Here is a 17,137-nt window from a genome sequence, read left to right on the forward strand (position 1 = left end):
ATAAGCTGTTTTCTATGAAACCGGCTCACTTTAAACGCTCCAGCATTCGCTCCAGCTCTTCCAAAGTCGTTTCGCGGAAAGCTAGGGCTTCGGTGGCGTGGCGGCCGGTCGTGGTTTCGCGCAGGGCCACGAATGGCACATCGTTTTGATAGCGGATGCCAATGAGGACGGCGCGCTTATTAGCCGGCACATTTCGGAAAGCATAGCCTCCTTCTTCCGGCTGACCAGTTATCAAGGTTTTGGCCTCCCGAAACACGAGATAAACACTAGTGCCGGGGTCGGTATCGGCAGTAGCGAGAAGGTCGGTGGAGGGGTTGCCGGTAGCGTGCCACACCCGGTCACAGTTGAGCCAGCCGAGTTGGGCGCTGCTGAATAAGTAACGGTCAGTGGGCTCCGCTTTAAAGCTGGGCTCACTGGGGGGCATTTCTTCGTTGGCCAGCACCATCGTTGAGTCAGGCGTGGCTTCTGTATTGGCAGTACTATCGAGCGACGAGGCCAACCCTGCGTAGAAGGCAAAGCGCACAGGCAGCACCATTTTTACTTTCACGGCTTTGCCAGCTTGCAATCCGGGTTTCCAGCTGCCGGAGGTTTGGCGCAGCACGCGCAACAGTTCCTCGTCGCAGCCGTCGCCGATGCCGCGCACAATCTTGGGATTTACCACGCGGCCGGCCTCATCTACCACAAAAGCGGCAAAAACCAGCCCTTGGGTTTGATTAGCAATGGCTTGCTTAGGGTACCGAATAAGCTTATTGATATCGGCCGGGCCTTTGCCGTAGGCGGGCATCTTTTCGGGCTCCGTATAGAATTTTTCTTCCGCTGGCTCTGCCTCTGGAGTAAGCGCTACCCATCGTAGCAGCTTGCGGCGGTCGCCCAGCCCACGCGAAAGGCGCATTCCAGGCTGGCGGCGCGGGGCGGGCATATCAATCTGAATTGTTTGCCCTTCGGCCACCCGCAACGGCTGTCCTTGAGCCGATGCCTGCACCAGCACAATGCCACCCGTTTCGAGCAGGTCGTTATTGTCGGAAACGGTGGAGAGGTTGGAGAGCAGAATATCGGCCATGGAGTAGCATTCCTTCAACTCAACCCACACGGGGCCACGAGCTGGGGCTTGCTTTTCTGTCACTAAGGAGCCGGCCGGAATCCGCACAATAGTGCCTTCGCGACCATGCACTTCACTGGCTTGTGTAGGGTCAATGCGAAAATACTCGCTGGCTTTCAGCGTGATATCGTGCAGCTCCGCTTCGGGTGGCGGGGGCACACCGGGGGGCAATTTGATAACGCCGCGCAAGCTCCGGCCGCTTAGTAGTGGCGCATTGGGGTTGGTACGCTTGGCCAAGCGGTGCCAAGACCCAGATGTAGTGTCCAGTGGGGTAGCTGCCGGAATGGTATCCAAAAAATCCTCAGCCAGCTCTGGTTCTGATGCTTCAGTTACAGCCGGCTTGTCGCGCTGACACGCACTTGCCATCAATAAAAAGCCAGCCAGGCCGAGGATTTTTGGTATGCGGACCATTAGAAAGAGCAGCTTATAAACAACGAGAATGGCGTAGGATGGGAGGGTAAATCGTCCTACAAAAAAGCCCCCCAAATAACCTATTACAGATTCTTCAATATAAAATCGGTCATCTGGCGGTAGAGGTGCAGGCGCGTGTTGCCACCCGAAATACCGTGGTTGCGGTTGGGGTAGTACAGCGTCTGATAGTCTTTATTGGCTTTCACCAGCGCATCGGTCCAGGCTACAGAGTTCTGGAAATGCACATTGTCGTCGCCGGTACCGTGCACCAGTAAGTACTTGCCTTTCAGCTGCTCTGCAAACTGTACGGGCGAGTTGTCGTCGTAGCCGCCGGGGTTTTCCTGGGGCGTTTTCAGGAAACGCTCGGTGTACACGGTGTCGTAGTAGCGCCAGTTGGTAACGGGCGCTACCGAAATGCCGGCCTTAAACAAATCAGCTTCCTTGGTCATGGCCAGAGCCGTCATGTAGCCGCCAAAGCTCCAGCCCCAGATGCCGATGCGGCTTTTGTCTACGTAGGGCAGCGTGCCGAGGTATTTGGCGCCTTCGCCCTGGTCGATGGTTTCGAGCTTACCGAGATTCGCGTAGGTGCTTTTCTTGAATTTTGCCCCCCGGGCACCCGTTCCACGTCCATCCACCGACACCACGATGTATCCGTTTTGGGCCAGCATCTGATGCCAGAGGTAGTTGGTCAAGGCCACGCCACCGCCGGTGTTATCGAGCACGGTTTGGGAGCCGGGGCCGCCGTATACGTGCATGAGCACGGGGTATTTCTTGCTAGGATCAAAGTTGGCAGGCTTAATCATCCAGCCGTTGAGCGTGGTGCCTTCAGAGGTTTTGAAGTCGAAGAACTCCACCTTGCCCATGTTGTACTGGCTCAGGGTTTGGCGCAGAGCAGCGTTGTCTTCCAACACCTTTACCAGTTTTCCGTCCTGGCCATTTCGCAGGCTTACGGTAGTAGGCTCGCCGGCGGCAGAGTGGTAGTTAAGGTAGTAGCGGGTATCGGGGCTGATATTTACAACGTCGGTACCGGCGCCTGTTTCGCCCAAGCGGCTTTTGCCTTTACCCTTCAAGCTCACGCGGTATAAGTGGCGCTGCAAGGGCGAAGCTTCGGTGCTGGTAAAATACACTTGCCCGTTTTTCTCATCGAGGCCTTCTATGGCGCCGATTTCCCAGTTGCCTTTGGTCAGCTGCCGGGCCAGCTTGCCCTTCATGTCATACAGGTACAAATGACGGTAACCGTCCTTTTCGCTGCTGAAAATAAATTGCTTGCCGTCGTTGAGGTAGCGCAGGTCATCGGCTACGTCCACGTAAGCCGGGTCAGTATCAGTGAGTACCACCTGGGTTTTACCAGTGGCCGCATCAGCGTGTAGCAGTTCCAGCTTATTCTGCAGGCGGTTCATGCGCTGAATGCTGAGCAGATTGGGCGTTTTGGTCCAGAGCACCCGTGGAATGTACTGATCGGCTTCAGGTCCTACGTCCATCTTGGTGGTGCGGCCGGCCGCTACATCGTGCACCGACACGCTTACGACTGAGTTTTTCTCGCCGGCCTTGGGGTACTTATAGCGGTAGTCTTTGGGGTAAAGCGCGCCCCACTCCTGCATGTTATACTCGGGCACCTGGCTTTCGTCGAAAGTGTAAAAAGCCACCTGCCGGCTATCCGGCGACCAAAAAAAGCCCTGAGCAAAGGAAAATTCCTCTTCATACACCCAATCGGCCGAGCCGTTGATGATTTTGTTCACGACGCCATCAGTGGTCACCGCTTTCTCCTGCATCGTAGCCAGATCCACCACAAACAGGTTGTTGTCGCGGGCGAAGGCTACGCGCTTGCCATCGGGCGAGAAGGTGGCGTAGCTTTGCTTGCCGCCGGCACTCAGGGGGGCTAATTTCTTAGTAGCCCGATCAAACACGAAGTAATTGGCCTTGGAGCTGCGGCGGTAAATCGGCTCTTCGGCAGTCCAGAACAAGATTTTCTGCTCGTCGGCATTGAAGCTGTAGCCATCTACGGCCAAGGGTTCGTTGCTGCCGACTACACGCAGATCCTGAGCTGAAACCAACGTGCTTACCGGCTTGCCAGTGGTCACATCCGACTGTACCAGGTTGCCTTCGCTAAGGGCCGAGTAGTAGCGGCCGTCGCGCATCCAGTTGAAGCCGGGTACGGAACGAGCCCGGAAGGTGGGCTTTGACCAGATATCTTCGAGGGTAATGGCTTGTTTTTGCTGGGCAACGGCCTGGGGGGCAATTTGGGGTATTAATGCAGGACTGGCCGTGGTGAGCAACAAGGCCAGCCCGAAAGAGCGAAACTTCATAGAGTGAAATAAAAAGACGGCGGAGTTATGTGGGTTAAAGGTATTCAATAAATCAAAGTGGTGGTAAAATTTGGACCCTGGGGGGCAATTTGGATTAAAGTAGCCGACACCACTCCGATGATTGCGTACTAGCATCTGCGTTAGGCGCGTTAGCATTCGCCCGCCATCCCCGACCTTTGCTGCCTATGCGTCTGTCTCTGTTTCTTCTGTCGCTGCTGAGCTTGCTGGCAGCCTGCACCCCTGACCCCAGCTCCGGCCCGCGGATTGACTTTGTTGGCAACAGCCGCTTCGTGAGTAACGACCGCCTCGTGACGGCCCCCGGCGATACGCTTTCCACGCGCATCTTCACCGATAACCGCGACTCAGCCAACGGGCCGCTGCTCCAGCGCCTGCTCATCACGGTGAAGTACGAGCCCCAGTCGGTTCCCTTCGTCTACGCCAGCCCCTACGACCCCAATCTGGCTCCTAAGGATAGCGTGGTGTATCTCGACTCCTTGCTTACAGTTCGCAAGCTCGCCTACCAGTTCACTTTTGGTACGCGCACTACTTCAGGCCGCGAAACGTGGCGCTTTGAGGTCACCGATGCTGATGGCAACAAAGCCAGTCGCCGTTTCCAGCTCACGACCCGCAAAACCGACTCACTGACTGTTACTTACCATGAATACATTACCCGCCTGCAAGCGCCCACGTCACAACGCACGCTGAGCTTTCTGGACCTGGATGCAGGCTTACTGTTCCCTAATAGCGCTGTGCGCACCAATCCTGTTGTTCAGCAGCGCGTCGATGTACTGTACTTTCCCTCATCCGGCAACGCGCCTATTCTTGTTACACCCGCCGAGCCGTTGTTTACTGCAAACGGTATCTTAGGCATCAGGGCGTGGCCGGCAAGAAACCAGACCATCCTCAAGCAAACCCAGCTTCTTCCTACCGCCTTTGCTGGCGCTACCAATCCACAAGCCCTTACCACCGCTTTCGACAACGGACAGAACACAACCGTCACGCGCACCGCACCGCTGGCCCTCAACCAGGTATTTGCCTTTCGCACTACTGGGGGGCAAACTGGATTGATACTAGTGGAGAAACTCCCGACCTCCGACCGCCCCACCGTCGATTTGCGCGTGCGCGTTACCAAGCAGCAGCCTTAATACTTGCCGAGACATGGGTGAATGACAATCTGGTCTGAGCGAATGCCAAGACAGGCATTGCAATTCTTAACTAAGCAAGAATACCCCAAAAGGCACGAGCCGGACCCGTAAGCACGGGTCCGGCTCGTGCCTTTTGGGGTGGTAGGACTACTCTAATATGGTTATTTCCAAATCGTCGACATAAGCGGGCTCAATACCGCCGTTATTCCAAGCGTACACAAATATCTGAGTGTCGTAGGTAGCTTCGGGAGGCAACGTAATGTCAGCATATCGTCTGATCCAGCGGCCATACTTCTGATCTTTTCCAAAAGTTACGCCCTCCCAAATCAGCTTAGTCCCATTCGTAGGATTAACTAGTTCGGTTACCAGTACGGGGTTAGAGTTTTTGGTGGGAAGCAGCCCCCACGCCGCCACCCGGATTTTGTTGGGCCGAACTTTACTGAATTTACCTAACATGTTAGAGTAGCTCATGCTGTAATTCAGGCCTGGTCCCACCTTTAGCGCGGTAGTACCGGAGTGCGCGGCCTCCTGTGTCAGGCTCCCTGCCGTTTCCGCAGGTATCCATCCCTCCAAGTTCTCAAAGTCATTATGAGCAACTACGTTGCCCTGGGGAGCTTCCGGTTTTTTCTTTGAACAGGCACTTAGCAGGCTGCAGAGGAATAGAACACAAAGGGGAAATCGCATAAAATGTAGAAAGGGAAATACGGGGAACCGGATGGCTATTCAGTTAAAATCAGGCCCGCAAAATAGAGCGTTTTCTTAGTTGAAAACAAAAAAAGCCAGGCTAGCTGCCTGTTGATAATATATTTGTGACCACTCTTACTATCCATCCTGACCAAAACGTCTTCGATTCTCACTACCCAACGGCGCTATTCAATCATCTATTTTCTTGTATGCTTTCTTCCCCCGAAACAGGCTTACCCTCTTCTGCTGATCCTTGGCCGCGCTGGTTGCCCCACTTGCTATTGCTACTGCTGCTGCCATTAATTTTCTACTCATTATTCTATCAATTAGGGGTCAATCCTATTCCTATGTGGGATGAAGGCCGCTTAGCTGTAAACGCAGCTGAGATGGATCTGAATAACAACTGGCTAGTAACATATTTTGGCGGCGCACCTGATATGTGGAATACGAAGCCGCCTCTTATGATCTGGCTAGAGGTGCTTTCCTTACGCCTGTTTGGCTATTCTAACACTGCCCTCCGATTGCCATCGGCCTTCGCCGCCCTCGCTACGGTCATCGTGTTGTATGTTTTTGCCCGATTTTATCTACGGCAGATGCTGGGGGGCGTTTTTGCCGTCATCGTACTACTCACTTCCGATGGCTATATAGATCAGCATGTTACGCGCACCGGCGATTATGATGCCTTGCTGACCTTTATGCTCACGAGTGCTGCGCTGTTCTTTTTTTGGTATTTAGAATCGGGGCGCCGGGGGGCACTCGTGGGCTTTGCCACGGCTATAGCTCTGGCAGCTCTCACCAAAGGGGTAGCAGGTCTGTTTTGGCTACCACCGCTTGTCTTTTATACAGTATGGCGCCGACGCCTTTTCTGGTTGCTGCGGCGCCGGGAGGTATATGTAGCAATGATAGCAGTCATCGCGGTTATTGCCAGCTATTATATAGCCAGGGAGCAGTATAATCCTGGCTACTGGAGAGCGGTGTCAGACAATGAGCTGGGTGGGCGCCTACTGGGCACACTTGACAACCACTCTCACCCTTGGTACTGGTTTATCCAGAATCTTTACGATAGAAGATTTGCCCCCTGGCTGCTGGCGCTGCCGTTTGGCTTGTTCATGCTGGGCATACAGCCACGTGAAACGCTCAGCCATAAGCTAGCCTGGCTAGTGGCGCTACTCTTCGTATTTCATATCACTATCATCAGCACAGCTAAAACAAAGTTGGTGTGGTATGATGCGCCCGTATTTCCTTTGGCCTCCTTAGTTGTGGGATTAGGATTTGGGCGCGCCGCTGAGGTGCTCCTACGCCAGCAGGTCACGCCCTGGAGACGCACTTGCCTTGTTCTCCTGTTCATCGCTGCTTTATTCTTTTATCCTGTTCAGCGCATCGTCGACAAGCTAAATTACCTCCACAGTCTGCGCTTTACTGACAATAACCTGCAGCATGGGTTTCAGATCAAAGCACTACGGGAGCAAGTTCCACAGGCAACTAAATACACCGTCTTTAGTGATCAGAACTACGAGCCAACGATGACATTTTACGCCATAGGAGCTCGCAAAGACTATGGCCACGATGTCACCATTAAGTATCGTTCCGAAGGCTATACTTTACATGTCGGTGAGCTTGTCTTAGTGTGTGGCGAAAGTGACAGAGCCTTCGTGCAGGATCGTTTTGAGACTATCCCCGTACTGCGTGAAAACAATTGTGCAGCATTGTATCTGCAGGCCGTAAAGAAGCCTGAAAGCGAGAAATTGAAGGAAAAGAAGCCGAAAGGGGCAGAGAAATCGAAGGCAGCAAAAGAGAAAAAACCTAAAAATTAGAAGTAATAAAAAGGGCTGCCTCCATAAGTGGAAACAGCCCTTTTTATTGTGGTAGCTACTGCTGGCTAGAAAGTAATACCAGCGGTTAAAGAAGTAATAAAGCGGTTGGCATCCACGGTAATTACAGGCTCATTGCCAGAGTTCAGGGTATAAGCCCGATAGTATTGATTACCAGTATTGTAAACACCTGCCACGTCTAGGAAAAACTTGTTCTGGCGAATGCCAAGGCCACCGGTGAAGTAGTTTTGAGTGCCATTTAAGCCACTGTCTTCGTACGGGCTGCCGTAGCGTGCGTACCCCAGCCGAAAGCGAAACGCATTGTAGCGGGCCTCACCACCGATGCGCAGATTCACCGTGGGGCGGTACAGCGCCGCAATGGCGTCGTTTTGCGAGTTGAAAGAGCCGGAGAGACCAGTATCCGAATCGTCCTTCAATCGTGCGCTGGGATAGTTAACGTATTCCAGGTCGCCGCTCACAAAACCAAATTTGCCAATCAGCACCGCCACGCCCCCCGATGCCCGGAAAGGCGTAGTCAGGCGGTAGCTAAACTCGCCACCGGTGGAAGCTGAGCCATCAGAAATCGATTCTATGACTTGCCCATTCTCGTTCACGAACTCAACGGCTGGCGTGAACTGTGTGGTGAGCAAAGTGCTGTAGGTGTCATCAAGCTGCATAAACGTTGGCGTTTGGACGGAGGCGCCAAAACGAACCTGGTCATTAGGCCGATAAATGGCCCCCAGGCGTGCATTGAATCCATTTCCCCGCGTCTCCAGATTATCCCGCAGTGTCAGGCTTACCCCGCTATTGGGGTCTGTACCGAACTCGCTGAACACGCGGGTTTGAATGAAGCGGGTGCTTACAACCCCAATAGCGCCCCCGATATAAATCTTGTCCCGGAAGCTGGCTCCATAGCCGAAATCAAACTGCGTCTGGGAGCCCTCGTTCACCACCGATTCCTGCTGCTGGATAGGGCCATTGCGTGGCACCGTTACAATCTGCTCCGCCGTGCCCGGACCATTATCCTGAATGTTAGTCAGATAAGCGCCATACGCTAAGCCTTCCAGATCCAGATACTCATTATCGTTGAACTGCTTAACAATATCATCCAGCGTTTGGGGCAGGGAGCCATTCAGCAAGCGGGGTTCACGAAGGCGTTGAAAGAAGGATCGGTTATCCTGAACAGTACCTGAGTATTGGAAGCTCGTGTTGAAATCGTTTATTCGGTTCAGGCCTACGGCAAACGCCCCGGCCCGCCAGTCCGACGTGTTATCATCATCGGGGCGACGATTCACAAAAACGGCCCCCAGACTTCCTATCTGCAAGCCGTTGCGCGATTCCGATAATTGGGCACCCGTGCCCGAAGTAGTAGAATTGCCCATGTTCAGCCCCGGCGTGAAAGTCACTTCCGACTGCTGGAAAAGCCCCAGACCAGCTGGGTTGCTCACCAGGTTGCCGAGGTCGGCGCCCACGGCTACATTGGCCCCACCGATACCCAGCGTGCGGGAGGTGCCGCCAAATTGCAGCTGCGAATACCGTAGCGCATCCGTTTCACTTTGGGCAAAGGCGTGGCTGGCCCAACCCAAAAGGGTCAGACCAAGCCAGTATTTCAGGTTTTTCATGAAGGAGAGATAGACAGGTTCGCGTAAACGAACGTGCGCAGATTATTATTGAGCTTACGCCTTTGACTTAACGAATGCGTCCACGGCTTCCGCCACTGTTGCTGCCACCGCTATTGCTAGGGCTGCTCATTGAAGGGGAAGAATAAGATTCCGAACGCGAAGGCTGCGAATATGACTCGGAGCGCGAAGGCTGTGAGTACGTCCGGGTCGAGCGCTCAGATGTTGAGGACTCAGAGCGCTGAGGACGTGATACTTGCTGACTGGGCGCGTTGCGCATCTCCCGGCGTGATGGGAAAGCCCGAGTAGATTGAGCAGGCGAAGCAGTACCATCATTCGAAGCTGGCTCTACCGTACGCCAGCGGCGTGGCTGGCTGGCACTGGTAGCCGATTCAGTTACTACCCCGGGCTGCGAAGGCTGGGCAGTAGGCTGCGGTGAATCTGCGCCTGACGCGTTCAGCACACGACCACGACCACGGCCGGCAGTAGTTGGCGCGGGAGCGGCGGAACCATCTACCACGTTACCGCCCCGGCTGCGGGTAGACATTACCGGACCGCTATTGGTCGGACGATCCAGATTATATGCCTGACTGCTCCGGTCGCGGCGCGGGGCCACGTTTACGTTGCTACGGCGATTGTCGGTGTAGTTACGATTATACACGTTGCCGTATCCCAGGCCGCCGTAGCCTAAGCCCCCATAGCCATAACCGCGCAGCCCCCCATAGAAGCCGTTGTTGAAACCATCGTAGTAGCCCATGCCATAGCCGCCACCGTAGCCATAGCGCCATGGGCGCGCCCATGGGTTGCCGAAGCCCAAGCCAATGTTAATGAAAGAGCCGCCGCCAAAAGCGTAAGGGTTGTAGAAAGGATCGTAGAAGCCGCCGTAGGGCGAATAAGCGCCATAATAGGCATTAGACCCGTACCAAAAAGGATCGGTGTAGGCTAAATCATAATAGCCCAAGCCGGTGCCACGGTATGGCTGATGAAAGCGACGAATACGCGTCGAGTAGCCATAGTCTTCATCATAATATTCATCTGAGCCACTACGCGCGTTCGATGAGGCAGCACCCTCGTTGTAATCAGGATTGGCCGCCTCATCGGTGGTAGCTTCGTAGCCGCCTTCCTCATACGAGGCGGGGGCTGCCGAAGCAACGAGAGTTGTCTTATCCTTGGAAGTATAGTAAACACCGTCGCTCTCCGTGGAGGTGAGCGCCGACGTGCCAACGCAGCCCCCGAGCGTGAGCAGGGCCAAAGTGGGCAATAAGGCTGGGAGGAAATTTTTCATGTCTGCTGGCGCGAAAGGGTGGACCAAGAAAGTAGAGAATAAGGGTAACCTAACCGGACCCATGCTCTTCTCCGCTAATGTAGCGGACTGCTTGGGTTTTAATAACGTAATTTGCCCCGAAACGGTGCCTTTTGTTGTGTCAAATGTTGTACCAGAGTACGAACAGATTTGCTTATTTAAAGATACTCCAAAGATGAGTAAAAGTTTGCCGAAGCGGAGCGAAGATTATTCGCTGTGGTACAATGAGTTAGTGAAGCGCGCCGGCCTGGCCGAGAACTCGGCTGTACGGGGCTGTATGGTTATCAAGCCGTATGGCTATGCCATCTGGGAAAAGATGCAACGCCAGCTCGACGATATGTTCAAGCGCACGGGCCACGAAAATGCCTACTTTCCGCTGTTTGTACCCAAAAGTTTATTTGAAGCCGAAGAAAAAAACGCCGAAGGTTTCGCCAAAGAATGTGCCGTGGTAACGCACTATCGGTTACAAACAGACCCCGACAATCCGGGGAAGCTGCGCGTCGACCCCAATGCCAAGCTGGAGGAAGAATTGATAGTGCGGCCGACCTCTGAGGCCATCATCTGGAGCACCTACAAAAATTGGATTCAGAGCTACCGCGACCTGCCTTTGCTCATTAACCAGTGGGCTAACGTGGTGCGCTGGGAAATGCGCACGCGCTTGTTTCTGCGCACCGCCGAGTTCTTGTGGCAGGAAGGTCACACGGCCCACGCTACGGCCGAGGAAGCCCTCGCCGAAACGCGCCAGATGCTGGACGTGTACGCCGAGTTTGCGGAAGAGTGGATGGCCCTGCCGGTGGTAAAAGGCGTGAAGACCGAGAATGAGCGCTTCGCGGGTGCCCTCGAAACCTACTGCATCGAGGGTTTGATGCAGGACGGCAAGGCCTTGCAGGCGGGCACTTCCCACTTTCTGGGGCAGAATTTTGCCAAGGCCTTCGACGTACAGTTTACCAACAAAGAAGGCAGCCTGGAGCACGTGTGGGGAACAAGCTGGGGCGTGAGTACCCGCCTGATGGGTGCTTTGGTGATGGCCCACTCCGACGACGACGGCCTGATTTTGCCCCCCAAGCTGGCTCCTATTCAGGTGGTTATCGTGCCCATTTACAAAACCGGCCAGCTAGATGAGCTAAAGGAGCGCATCCGGCCTATTCAGATGGGCTTGCTGGAGCGGGGCATCAGTGTGAAGCTCGACGACCGCGACACCGAGCGCCCAGGCTTTAAGTTTGCTGAGTGGGAGCTAAAAGGCGTACCCGTGCGCTTGGCCATCGGTATGCGCGACTTGGAGAACGGCACGGTAGAAGTAGCCCGCCGCGACACCAAAGAGAAGTTGAACATGCCGCTCACCGACATTGTGAATAACATCGATCAGCTACTTCAGGACATCCAAAATAATATCTACCAGCGCGCTCACAACTTCCGCGAAACCCACACCACCCGCGTGGAAAGCTATGAGGAGTTCAAGCAGGTACTCGACGGCCCCGGCGGCTTTGTTGTAGCTCATTATGATGGCACTCCCGAAACGGAGGAGCGCATCAAAGAGGAAACTAAAGCCACGATTCGCTGCCTGGCGCTTGCCGAGCCTGATGAAGATGGCATCTGCATTGTGACTGGGAAGCCCAGCACACGGCGCGCTCACTTTGCGCGAGCGTATTAGGAGTGTTGCCTTTATTTAAAAAAGCCCCCCACAAATAACTGTGGGGGGCTTTTTTGCTGTTTATTATGTTAGCTGCCAGAACCAGCCGATGTAATAGCAGTAGTTAGCTCCTCATCCGAAAGCTCTTCCAGCCAGTCTTTATCCAGTTCCAGACGCACGGTTTGCGCGCCGCCGCTGGGCGTACAAACTACTGTCACGGTTCCATCTTGGGCTTCGGCTAGCTTGGTGGCTTGCTCGGCGGTTTTGCTATCGAGGCCGGCGTAGGCTTGCACGCAGGTCCAGGCGGTATTTGATTCGTCGGTTATTTCACGTTGTTTCATCATGACCCCAATACGAAACTAGAGCGCAGTTGGTGGGCTCAACATGCCTCATCTTGCTTCCCTAAATACGTCCTGACGATACTTCGCATGGAACTACTAACGGACCAAGCCGCCTAGTTAATAGCAGCAGAAGCTCGGCGCTTGCTCTGGCAACGGCGGTTGTTTTTGTGTATATTTAAGAACACATCCTACTTTCCTTTCTATGGACTGGCTTACCGTTGTTTTACTGTTGCTTTTCGGCCTGCTGTTTTTGGTAGTTGAGGTGCTCTTTATTCCGGGCACTACGTTGGTCGGACTGGTTGGATTTGGGTTACTGGTGGCGGGCGTATGGCTGGGCTATCGTGATTTGGGCACCACGGCTGGCCACTACGCGCTGTTGTTTTCAGTGGTGGCTGCGGGCGTGATGCTGTACGTGGGCCTCCGACCGAAAAACCTGCACAGGTTTGCCCTCACCGATGTGAATGACAGCCACGTGCGCGACGTGCGCCGCCCCGATGTGCAGCCCGGCGCTACCGGACGAGCTCTATCGGCGCTACGGCCCGCCGGCACTGTTCTGTTTGGCGAAGACCGCAGAGAAGCTGCCACGCGGGGTGAGTTTCTGGATGCTGGCACCGCCGTGCGCGTTTTGCGCATCGAGCAGAACCGTATCATTGTAGAGCAAGCTTAACCTTGAAGGCAGCGCTGGCTTAGCTCTAAAAAGCCCCCCAAGTCGTTTTTCTCCTATTTCCACCTACGTCTAACCCTTACTTAATGGAGTTTCCCTTTATTCCGCTGGCCATCGCGGCCGTAGCTCTGCTGGTATTTCTGTACTTCTTTCCCATCGGGCTCTGGATTACAGCTATTTTCTCGGGGGTGCGGGTCAGCCTGTTTCAGCTGGTGCTGATGCGGGTACGCAAGGTGTCGCCCACGCTCATCGTCAACTCCCTGATTACGAGCACCAAGGCCGGCTTGGAGCTAACCGCGAACGATCTAGAAACGCACTACTTGGCTGGGGGCAATATTCCAAGCGTTATCAAAGCACTTATTTCGGCTGACAAGGCCAATATTCCGCTCACTTTTAAGCAGGCTACTGCCATTGACCTGGCTGGCCGCGACGTATTCGAGGCTGTCACGACTTCCGTTAATCCCAAGGTAATCAACACGCCCAACGTGGCGGCGGTAGCGCAAGATGGCATTCAGCTTATCGCCAAAGCCCGGATTACGGTGCGGGCCAACATCGCGCAACTCGTGGGCGGGGCCGGCGAAGAAACGATTCTGGCCCGCGTGGGTGAGGGCATCGTGACGAGCATTGGCTCGTCGCGCTCTCATAAGGAAGTGCTCGAAAATCCGGATAAAATATCTAAGCTGGTGCTGCAAAAAGGCCTCGATGCCGGTACTGCCTTCGAGATTCTCTCTATTGATATTGCTGACATTGACATCGGCGAAAACATCGGGGCAAAACTGCAAATAGACCAAGCCACCGCCGACCTGAAAGTGGCCGAAGCCAAAGCCGAGGAACGCCGGGCCATGGCCGTAGCCGTGGAGCAGGAAAACCGCGCCAAGACGCAGGAAGCCAAGGCCCGTGTGGTAGAAGCTGAAGCCGAAATTCCAAAGGCCATTTCCGAAGCCTTCCGTAGCGGCAACCTCGGTATTATGGACTACTACAAAATGCGCAACATCCAGTCAGACACGGACATGCGTGACTCCATTGCAAATCCTGGGGGGCAAAGTAGCAGCATCAAGCCCGGCCGCGACGAAACCCGTCAGACCTGATAAGAAACGGCAACAGACAGCGCTTTTGCAATTAAGTTTTTATAAAAACGCCCCCCGAACACTTAGCGTTCGGGGGGCGTTTTGTCTTTGCAATCAGACTACACTGCTCGGACAAAACCTGTTTGTGCTTACTCCAGCGGCAGCTCTCGATTAAAATGAGCTTTCAGAATATCGTTTACCTTCTCCTTAGTCAGTGGCTTATTCATAAAGCCTGCAATGCCTAGCTGCTGCACGCGCTCTACGTCGCGCGGGTGCAGCGACGTAGTGAGCATAATGATGATCACATGTTCTTTGGGCGTAATATCGAGCCGGTCGTAAGCTTCCAGAAACTCGAAGCCGTTCATCACGGGCATATTCACATCGAGCAATACCAGCGCCGGGCACCCAGACTCCCGGCATTCCTTCTCAAACATAGAAAGCGCCTCCTTCCCATTCAGGGCCGTGAGCAGCTTCTCTGTCATGTTAAGGCCTTCCAAGAGCCTTTGGTTGAGGAAATTATTAATTCGGTCGTCGTCTACTAAGAGGGTGCAAGAAATCTTATCCACGGGCAGAGGTTGTATCAGGCGATCAGCGTAGGAGAAGCGTGGCTTTACTGCCGCTTCCGACAGTCTCAAATGCTCCGCTTGCTTAGAGATACGCTGACTTTTCGTTTTTGACCGAAGGACAGCTACTCGTTGAAGTAGACGATAAAAGGGAAGGTCTGGTTTAGCAGAGCATGCAAACTCCTCCTCATCGTAAAGTAGACACGGGCCATACTTTACCTATAAAGAAGCCCCCCAGCTCAGCTGGGGGATTCTTTATAGGTAAAGTATCAGATAAATGAAATACTATTTCTTCGTGATCCTGAATTCAACCCGCCGATTGAGACGGCGTGTTTCCTCTTGGTCGTTGCTGCCTACGGGCTTGCTGCCGCCAAAGCCTTCCGTGGTAATACGAGTGGCAGAAATGCCTCGTGCAACCAAGTACTTCTTCACCTCATTCACGCGGTCAAGGCTTAGCTTCACGTTCAAGGCCGGGTCGCCCTGATTATCGGTGTGGCCTTCCAGCTTGATTTCCATGTTCGGATACTCTTTCATAATCCCGATCAGGCGTTGTAGCTCGGGATAAGAGTTTTCGCGCAGAAAGAACTTGCTCTGAGCGAAGAAGATATTGGTCAGCTTGATGGTTTGCCCTACCGTGAACGGAATCAGGTACAAATCCTGCGTTAGCTCGGTGTACTTCTGCCGATCAGTTACGTCGATGTTGTCGCTTTCTGAAATATAGTCGGCAGCCTCCGCCCGGTAGCCATAGTGCGCTCCCGAAGGAAGTACAATCGTATAGGAGCCGTCTACTGGGCTCGTCTCAGCCACACCCAACTCTTCGCCGGTCAGCAGGTTCTCATAGCGAATTTTGGCGGCAACTGGTTTTTTGGTGCTGGCATCGAGCACGCGTCCCCGAACCAGGGTTACTACTTCCGGCTTAAACTGAGGCGTAAGGCCAATGCGAAAGATGTCGCGTGAGCCTTCTGTACCGTTGCGCGACGACACCAGGTAAGCATCCTCTCCCGCCGCCGATACGGTATAGTAAGCATCGAAATCAGAGGAATTGATATTGGAGCCCAGATTGCGGGGCTTGGTCCAGCTTGTCCAGGTGTCGTCGAGGCGCTTGCTATAAAAAATGTCGCTTTGTCCATACCCACCGTGGCCTTCAGAGGCGAAGTACAGGGTTTTGCCATCAGCGGCCAGAAAAGGAGCAAACTCAGCCTTTTTAGTATTTACCGAGGTACCCAAATTGCGAGGCTTTCCCCAGGTTTTGCCATCACTCTTGAGCAGACTTACATATAGGTCCTGCTGGCCCTGCCCGTCTTTGCGCTGTACTGCCATCAGCAGTTCCTTGCCCGAGGTAGCAAGGTAGAAATCAACGTTTTCGGGGTCGTCGTTATAAAAGTCCTCTACTTCAATCTTCGTTGGCTTTGTCCAGCCGGTGGGCGTACGTCGCGCCATACTCAAGCCTTTGGGATCCAGCGAGCCATCGGGATTGTACACATTGATCAAGACCACCGCATTACCGTCCGACGATACCGAGGCTAAGCCATTCGGACCAGGCGTGTTGATGGGTCCGCCGATGTTTTTGGCAGGGTTCCACGACTTCATGGCCGCGTCGCGCAAATTGCTGTACCACACGTCCTGCACATCATCTTTGCCCCCCACATTCTGCGGGCTCTCCTGACGAGCGAAGAACAGCGTTTTGCCATCGGGTGATATAACCGGGTGGGTATCAACGTACTTGGAATTGACGGTAGGCCCGAGGTTCACCATCGACGAATCAGCTGACACGCCGTTCTCATCTGCGGCGGCCGATTTGAATTCCTCCTTTACCATGGTGGCGGCCACGTCGGCAATACCAATAGCATCTATCTGATTCACGCCATTCACTTTAAGCGTGTTCATGGTCACTCGTACGCCGATGGTCCGGTAAGTGCCCGGCTCAAAAGTCACTTGCAGAGAGCGAAATAGCTCCGGAATGGGGCCCGGGTTCTTGTTTTCATACACCTGATGTTTGCCGCCGCGCGTGTCAATTAATTCAATTTTAGTGACCGATCCGGGATTAAAATTTTCCACGACCGTGACCTGACGGGCAATCAACGACTTACTGAAGCGAACTTCCACGAATTCCTCTTTCCCTTCTTTCTTCGGAATCCAGGCATCGTTGCTCACTTGGCCAAGCGGCTTGGCGTTCGGCTCACCTAACACCTTGTCGGGCGAGAACGCCTCTTTCCCTTCTGCCTTCTGCGATGATACCTCTACCACTTTGTTGGCCCATACAGCATGTTGGGCCTGAGCCTGTAAGCTCACAGCTAGCACGACCGCCAGCGTAAAAAATGACTTGTAAAAACGCATAGTTAACACCAAAAAGATATTGCCAGAGAGCTCAACAAGCTCATCTTTGACTTCGTTCTCTTGCCCCGTCACATTCCAAGTAATCTAGGGAGCGGCTCCGGTCTGCGAAAGCCAAGCCAAAACTACTAACTGTGAACGTAAGGGAAGATTTTTTTTA

13 protein-coding genes and 1 pseudogene are annotated in these 17,137 nt (G+C 53.9%); 6 read left to right on the forward strand and 8 right to left on the reverse strand.

The genetic code is table 11. The features are described 5' to 3' along the window. Positions 1-25 precede the first annotated feature (25 nt). Both IEW06_RS04630 and IEW06_RS04635 read right to left on the reverse strand, forming a co-directional pair. Positions 26-1,510 (reverse strand): energy transducer TonB, encoded by a 1,485-nt coding sequence (locus IEW06_RS04630; protein ID WP_229743039.1) that lies wholly within the window; start codon positions 1,508-1,510, stop codon positions 26-28. A gap of 83 nt (positions 1,511-1,593) precedes the next feature. Further along, a complete protein-coding gene (locus IEW06_RS04635) occupies positions 1,594-3,816 on the reverse strand; it encodes a S9 family peptidase (RefSeq protein WP_188547562.1) in 2,223 nt (740 codons plus the stop codon). 185 nt (positions 3,817-4,001) lie between these two features. Here IEW06_RS04635 and IEW06_RS04640 point away from each other — a divergent pair, with 185 nt between their 5' ends. Then, positions 4,002-4,961, forward strand: coding sequence for a hypothetical protein (locus tag IEW06_RS04640; RefSeq protein ID WP_187733686.1), 960 nt, complete (start codon positions 4,002-4,004; stop codon positions 4,959-4,961). Between the two features lie 147 nt (positions 4,962-5,108). On the opposite strand, the gene IEW06_RS04645 is transcribed toward IEW06_RS04640, so the two are convergent. Continuing rightward, positions 5,109-5,645, reverse strand: a complete 537-nt coding sequence (locus IEW06_RS04645; RefSeq protein WP_188547564.1) for a hypothetical protein — start codon at positions 5,643-5,645, stop codon at positions 5,109-5,111. Positions 5,646-5,854: 209 nt separating this feature from the next. Here IEW06_RS04645 and IEW06_RS04650 point away from each other — a divergent pair, with 209 nt between their 5' ends. Further along, positions 5,855-7,459, forward strand: a complete 1,605-nt coding sequence (locus IEW06_RS04650; RefSeq protein ID WP_188547567.1) for an ArnT family glycosyltransferase — start codon at positions 5,855-5,857, stop codon at positions 7,457-7,459. 65 nt (positions 7,460-7,524) lie between these two features. On the opposite strand, the gene IEW06_RS04655 is transcribed toward IEW06_RS04650, so the two are convergent. After that, positions 7,525-9,078 (reverse strand): OmpP1/FadL family transporter, encoded by a 1,554-nt coding sequence (locus tag IEW06_RS04655; RefSeq protein ID WP_187733682.1) that lies wholly within the window; start codon positions 9,076-9,078, stop codon positions 7,525-7,527. A gap of 67 nt (positions 9,079-9,145) precedes the next feature. Further along, positions 9,146-10,360 (reverse strand): hypothetical protein, encoded by a 1,215-nt coding sequence (locus IEW06_RS04660; protein WP_188547569.1) that lies wholly within the window; start codon positions 10,358-10,360, stop codon positions 9,146-9,148. A 193-nt stretch (positions 10,361-10,553) separates the two neighbouring features. Here IEW06_RS04660 and proS point away from each other — a divergent pair, with 193 nt between their 5' ends. Continuing rightward, positions 10,554-12,029, forward strand: coding sequence for a proline--tRNA ligase (proS, locus tag IEW06_RS04665; RefSeq protein ID WP_187733679.1), 1,476 nt, complete (start codon positions 10,554-10,556; stop codon positions 12,027-12,029). A gap of 68 nt (positions 12,030-12,097) precedes the next feature. On the opposite strand, the gene IEW06_RS04670 is transcribed toward proS, so the two are convergent. Next, positions 12,098-12,352 carry a hypothetical protein gene (locus tag IEW06_RS04670; protein ID WP_223284806.1) on the reverse strand — a complete coding sequence of 85 codons (255 nt, stop codon included), beginning with the start codon at positions 12,350-12,352 and terminating at the stop codon, positions 12,098-12,100. 172 nt (positions 12,353-12,524) lie between these two features. Between IEW06_RS04670 and IEW06_RS21070 the strand changes: the two are divergent. The 3 genes and pseudogenes from IEW06_RS21070 to floA all read left to right on the forward strand — a co-directional run. Beyond that, a pseudogene (locus IEW06_RS21070) lies at positions 12,525-12,755 on the forward strand (hypothetical protein); the annotation flags it as partial. Further along, entirely contained in the window at positions 12,753-13,016 is a 264-nt protein-coding gene (locus IEW06_RS21075; protein ID WP_444542855.1) for an NfeD family protein, read from the forward strand. The pseudogene IEW06_RS21070 and the gene IEW06_RS21075, both read left to right, overlap by 3 nt. Positions 13,017-13,099: 83 nt before the next feature. Then, the gene (gene floA / locus IEW06_RS04680; protein WP_188547570.1) at positions 13,100-14,101 is read left to right on the forward strand and encodes a flotillin-like protein FloA; all 1,002 of its coding nucleotides are present in this window, start codon (positions 13,100-13,102) and stop codon (positions 14,099-14,101) included. Between the two features lie 128 nt (positions 14,102-14,229). Here the strand turns inward: floA and IEW06_RS04685 are convergent, their stop codons facing one another. Together IEW06_RS04685 and IEW06_RS04690 are read right to left on the reverse strand one after the other, a co-directional pair. Next, positions 14,230-14,646, reverse strand: coding sequence for a response regulator (locus tag IEW06_RS04685; RefSeq protein ID WP_187733677.1), 417 nt, complete (start codon positions 14,644-14,646; stop codon positions 14,230-14,232). Between the two features lie 282 nt (positions 14,647-14,928). After that, the gene (locus tag IEW06_RS04690; protein ID WP_188547571.1) at positions 14,929-16,980 is read right to left on the reverse strand and encodes an OmpA family protein; all 2,052 of its coding nucleotides are present in this window, start codon (positions 16,978-16,980) and stop codon (positions 14,929-14,931) included. Positions 16,981-17,137: the final 157 nt, after the last annotated feature.

Source organism: Hymenobacter qilianensis (assembly GCF_014638675.1).
Classification (GTDB): Bacteria; Bacteroidota; Bacteroidia; order Cytophagales; family Hymenobacteraceae; genus Hymenobacter; species Hymenobacter qilianensis.